The 5,064-nt window shown below is 63.0% G+C and carries 7 protein-coding genes; 2 read left to right on the top strand and 5 right to left on the bottom strand.

Going from position 1 to position 5,064, the window contains the following annotated elements:
* Positions 1-15 precede the first annotated feature (15 nt).
* From AX681_RS07685 to AX681_RS07670, 4 genes are read right to left on the bottom strand one after another with little or no spacing between them, the layout of a single operon-like run.
* On the bottom strand, positions 16-255 hold the full coding sequence (locus tag AX681_RS07685) for a YHS domain-containing protein (protein WP_066656789.1): 240 nt from the start codon (positions 253-255) through the stop codon (positions 16-18).
* 41 nt (positions 256-296) lie between these two features.
* Positions 297-2,063 (bottom strand): oleate hydratase, encoded by a 1,767-nt coding sequence (locus AX681_RS07680; protein WP_066656786.1) that lies wholly within the window; start codon positions 2,061-2,063, stop codon positions 297-299.
* A gap of 27 nt (positions 2,064-2,090) precedes the next feature.
* On the bottom strand, positions 2,091-2,957 hold the full coding sequence (locus AX681_RS07675; protein WP_046407406.1) for a 3-hydroxyacyl-CoA dehydrogenase: 867 nt from the start codon (positions 2,955-2,957) through the stop codon (positions 2,091-2,093).
* Positions 2,954-3,331, bottom strand: coding sequence for an acyl-CoA thioesterase (locus AX681_RS07670; protein ID WP_231621840.1), 378 nt, complete (start codon positions 3,329-3,331; stop codon positions 2,954-2,956). The genes AX681_RS07675 and AX681_RS07670 overlap by 4 nt, the downstream gene beginning before the upstream one ends.
* Between AX681_RS07670 and AX681_RS23185 the strand changes: the two genes are divergently transcribed.
* Positions 3,314-3,436, top strand: coding sequence for a hypothetical protein (locus AX681_RS23185; RefSeq protein WP_267903939.1), 123 nt, complete (start codon positions 3,314-3,316; stop codon positions 3,434-3,436). The genes AX681_RS07670 and AX681_RS23185 overlap by 18 nt on opposite strands.
* Before the next feature lie 11 nt (positions 3,437-3,447).
* Here AX681_RS23185 and AX681_RS07665 read toward each other — a convergent pair whose 3' ends face one another.
* Positions 3,448-4,071, bottom strand: coding sequence for a TetR/AcrR family transcriptional regulator (locus tag AX681_RS07665; RefSeq protein WP_066656783.1), 624 nt, complete (start codon positions 4,069-4,071; stop codon positions 3,448-3,450).
* 29 nt (positions 4,072-4,100) lie between these two features.
* Here AX681_RS07665 and AX681_RS07660 point away from each other — a divergent pair.
* On the top strand, positions 4,101-5,064 hold a 964-nt coding region (locus tag AX681_RS07660; RefSeq protein ID WP_231734888.1), incomplete at its 3' end, for a catalase family protein.

Below are 5,064 nucleotides of genomic sequence, written 5' to 3'. Positions count from 1 at the left end.
CCGCACTCCGCTAATCTACGCCGCGAGTTGTGCCGAATGTTCTGACGACGGACAGCCGGCCGAGCAGAAGACGTAGCGCTCGGCTTCATACTCAGCCTTGTGAGCGGTCCTGGCGGGATCGACCACCATGCCGCAGACCGGATCATGGTCGACGTGACCGGACGGCGTTTCGCCGTCCGGCTCATGATGGTGATGATGGCCGTGCGCCCCAGTCACCTCGGCGGCGCGTTCGCTCTTCTGATCGTCGTCGGCCATTCATCACCTTTCACACGCCGCGCGTGCCTTCCGGTCTTTGTTCACTCCTCGATCAGATGGAACTCTTCGAGCAGCTTGGCGATCTCTGTGCCTTCGAGCTTCTTCATCAGCAGCTTGCGCAGGAAGGCCGGTCCGGGAAGATCGATGCCCTTGCCGTCCCGCAGCGGACCGATCGCAGCAAGAAGTGTACGAATATCATAGGTCGAGTTGAAGACCTCCGGCACGCCGCGCTCGACATTCATCAGCGTGTAGACGGCCTCCATCGGGGTTCTCACCGAATATTCCGTGGTGAAGATGCAGTCCCGCTGCTTCGATTCCGCGAACTGGCCGATGAAGGCGAAGTTGACCGCGCCCTCCGGCACCACGTCCGGCCGGTCACCCGCCTGGCGCGGCATGAAGAAGGCGGTAATATAGGGCATCATCGTGGGAACGGTGCTGGCGCCGGATGCCGCGAGTTCGGGAATGTCCTCGACCGGCACGCCGAGGTGATAGAGCCATTCCTGGGTGATCTCCTCACCGGTGCATTCCTGCATCGGCTTCTTCACGAAGTCGCCGGGGCAATCGACAAAGAGCGCGTAGAACCAGGCGATCATCTGATCTTTGGGCTGCTTCTTGAAATGCGGCTGGCGATGAACCGTCCAGCTCAGCAGCCACGCCGAGTCCTTCACCGTGACGATACCGGCGGAGACGATCTTGCCGGTAAAGGGGTTCCGCTTGGTGATCTTCTCGACATAGGCCGGAATGCGGGCGTCGAGGGCAGTGATGGAGGCGGAGGCCCATTTCGTCTCCGGGATATGGGCGCCGAACACGTCGGGGCGGCCGAAGGCCGGATCCTTCGCGGCGATGCGGCGCCACAGGTCCCAGGCCGGCGCCGGTCCTTCATTGAGCTTCGCCGGCGTCCTGTGGTCGCCATTGTCGGAATTCTCGGTCAGCGAGCCGATCGTGATGAAGACGAGATCGTCTGGCCCGAGATCGACGCCGCCTTCGACGCCGCGCTCTTTCCAGTGAATGCGGGTCGCTTGCTTGCGGCCGGGCTGGATGTCGAAATCGACATCGGTGACCTCGACGCCGTAGCGGAACGTGACGCCGTGATCGGTCAGCCACTTCACCAGCGGCAGGACCATCGATTCATACTGGTTATAGCGGTTGAACTTGAGCGAGGAGAAGTCGGCGAGACTGCCGATATGATGGATGAAGCGGTGCAGGTAGAGCTTCATCTCCAGCGCGGAATGCCATTCCTCGAAGGCGAACATGGTGCGCCAGTAGAGCCAGAAATTGCTTTTGAGGAAGTCTTCGCCGAAGACCTCGTTGATACGCTTGTTCTCCATCTCCTCGCGCGTCGCGAGGAAGACCGAGAGCAGGTCCTTCTGGGCCTTGTCGTTTAGCGTCAACAGCGCTTTGTCGGGCACGTCCTGGCCCTGGTTCTGCGTCGTGCGCTGGAGCGAAAAGTTGGGATCGTCCTTGTTGAGCCGGTAGAACTCGTCGAGCACGCTGGCGTCCTCGATCTCCAGCGAGGGGATCGAGCGATAAAGGTCCCACAGGCACTCGAAATGTTCTTCCATTTCGCGGCCGCCGCGAATGACGAAGCCCTTTTCGGGCACGTCCAGACCATCGAGCGCGCCACCAGGGATTTCCAGCTCTTCAAGGATGGTGATGCGGTCGCCGGAAACGCCGCCGTCGCGGATCAGGAAGGCCGCGCCGGCAAGCCCCGCCAGCCCCGATACGACAAACCAGGCCGTCTTCTTGTCGGCGCCCTCGGGCTTGCGGGGACGCACGAAGGCTTCATAGTTTCCGCTGCTATAGTGCATGGCGAACTCCTGTTCTTCTTGTTGGGATCAGTCTGCGGAGGGCTTGTAGCTGTAGAAGCCTTCGCCCGAGGCGATGCCGAGCCTGCCCTTGTCGATGTAGTTTTCCTTCAGCCAGGCGGCGAGCGACTGAGCATGCTCGTCGCCATGCGAGAGGATGTTGTAGGGGGTGTTCAATCCGATGATGTCGTAGATCTGGAACGGCCCCATCGGCGCGCCGGTGGCGATCCGCCAGACCTTGTCGACATCTTCCGGCTCGGCATAGCCGCCGGCCGCCAGATCGGCGGCCGCGTTCAGGAGCGGCACCAAAAGCGAATTGAGGACGTAACCCGCTTTCTCCTTGCGCACCGGGATCGGCACCATGCCGATGGCGGAGGCGAAGGCGATCAGGGCATCGAACACGGCCGGATCGGTGTCGTCCGTGCCCATCACCTCGGCGGTGTTGAACTTCCAGATGCTGTTGGCGAAGTGCAGCGCCAGAAACCGGTCCGGTCGGCCGGTGTAAGCCTTCAGGTCGCTCGGCAGCAGGGTCGAGCTATTGGTGGCGAAGATCGTCCTGTCCGGCGCGAGCCCCGCCAGTTTCTCGTAGAGCGCCTGCTTGATCGAAAGAACCTCCGGAACCGCCTCGATCACGAGGTCCGCGTCCGCGACGGCCGCGCCGAGATCGCTCAGCAGAGCGATCCGCTTGAGCGCCCCGGCCGCCTTGCCGCCAGCCGCGCCCGACACCTCGTTCGTGTAGGTTTCGACGAGCGCCGCCAGCCGTGCGCGCGCCTGTTCGAGCGCTTCCTCGCTGATGTCGTAGGCGACAACATCGAAGCCGCTATAGGCCGTCTGGAAGGCGATCTGGCTCCCGAGGACTCCCGTGCCGAGAACCGCCACTTTCCTGATATCGCTCATCCAATTTCCTTCTGCGCGGTATCGTCACTTAGAAACGGAGCCGCCACCTCCACCGGGACGCGGGCCAGCTTGCCGGTTTCCCGATCGACCAGGGCCCATTGGGTCAGCGAGGCGACGATCGTCCGGCCGTCTTCGGCATGGAATTCGACACATCGTGCATAGCGGGCACCCCGCGGCGCTCGGACGACCCAGGTGATCGCACTGACCTCGTCTCCCGCCCGGACATTGCCGCGATAGTCGACCTCATGGCGCAGCACGACCGCGACGAACCGGTCGCGATCCTGCGGCCGCGCGGCCGTCAGCCAATGCGCCACCGACACATCCTGAATCCAGGTCACCCAGACCGCATTGTTGACATGGCCGAGTTCGTCGATGTCGGCGTCCCGGGCGCGGAAGCGGATATGGAAGCGCCGATGCTCATCCACCTCGCCGACGAGTGGGTGTCCGTGCTCATCGCAGCCGATGCGTCGACGATCTGACACGATCCCGCTCACGAATACGCCTGCTCCTCATGCGACGAACCCAGTCCTGCCATGGCGCGGAAGAAGCCGACGAGCATCTCGTCGCGCGGCATGGCGCCTTCGACATCGCCCTGCACCGCCAGTCCCATCCAGACCGCGTAAAGACCGATACCGGTCTGCATCGGCGGCAAGGCCGGTCGAAGTGCGAAGCGTTGCGTTAGATCGGCAACGAGTTCACCGAACATCCGATAGCAGGCCGCCTTGCCCTCCCGGTGCCGCTCGGCGAAAGCCGGATCGCGCCGCGCGTGAAGCTGCAATTCGATCGAGAGGAGCGACCATTGCGCTTCACCGGCCAGCTTCGCGAGCCGGGCGGCCAGCACCTGGAGCGTTGCCTCGATATCATCGCCGGAGGAGTGCGCGACCAGGTCGCGAAGCAGTGTGACCTCATCCTGGATATGGCTCTGCAGGATCTCGACCAGCAGATCGTCCTTGCTGGCGAAGTTCGAGTAGAAGGCACCCTGCGAATGGCCGGCCGCGCTGCAGATGTTGCGGATCGACATGGCGGCGACCCCCTCCTCGATGATCGAGGTATGTGCGGCGGCGATCAGCCGGTCCCGCGTCTGGCGCTGCGTGTCCTTGCGCGTAAGCGGCATGGGTTCGTTCTCCAACCAACGGGCGAGACGTGCGAAACCTTTTCGGCGGTTCCGCGCTCTCAGTAAAAACCAGATATCAACTGATATCCGAAATCAACGGCGATTTCGACCCGAAATCGTCCGCAGTATCGAAATTAAAACGCGAAGGAGTGCCCTTGGCTGAAACCTACATTGGCTATTCCCCGGACGTGGAGGTTCTCGGCGAAGACGAGGAGCGGCTGACCGCCGAAATCCTCGAGATCATGGCGAGCACCAACCGTAAGGCCTTCGAACGCCACCGCCATGCGGTGCGCGACGCCCATGCCAAGAGCCACGGGTTCCTGAAGGGTGAGTTGGTCATCCCGGAACTGCCGGAGCATCTGCGCCAGGGGCTTTTCGCTCGTCCCGCCACCTATTCCGTGGTGATCCGCCTCTCATCAGCGCCCGGAGATATTCACTCCGATACGATACCGGCTCCGCGCGGTATGGCGATCAAGGTCATTGGCGTGGCGGGGGAGCGGCTTCTCCCCGAAGACCAGGGCCGCAACCAGGATTTCCTGCTGGTCAATATCCCGACCCTGAGCTTCGGCACGATCGGTAAATATCGCCAGCTCATCGGCCTTCTGGAAAAGAATGCCCAGAACCCGGCCGTTCTCCAGCGCGCCATGGCCGGGGTGGCGCGGGGAGTGGAAGCCGCGGTCGAAGCGGTCGGCGTCGAGCCCGGCGCCACGCTGCGCGGTCTCGCGCGCGACAATGACCATCTGCTTGGCGAGACCTATCACTCGATGGCGGCGATCCGCTTCGGCGACTACATCGCCAAGATCAGCGCCGCACCGCTCTCCGAAAATGTCCGGGCACTCGCCGGCAAGGATGTCGGCGCGGTGGAGGACGCCACCATGCGCGATCTGGTGGTCGAGCATTTCCGCGATCAGAGCGCGGAGTATCGACTGCGCGCCCAGCTCTGTACCGATCTCGAAAGGATGCCGGTCGAGGATGCGGCGGTGCTCTGGCCGG

The organism is Sphingomonas sp. CCH9-E2 (genome assembly GCF_001557215.1).
Taxonomy (GTDB): Bacteria; Pseudomonadota; Alphaproteobacteria; order Sphingomonadales; family Sphingomonadaceae; genus Sphingomonas.
Note: the sequence above shows the minus strand (reverse complement) of the source record. Positions and strands in the feature narration are given on the sequence as shown.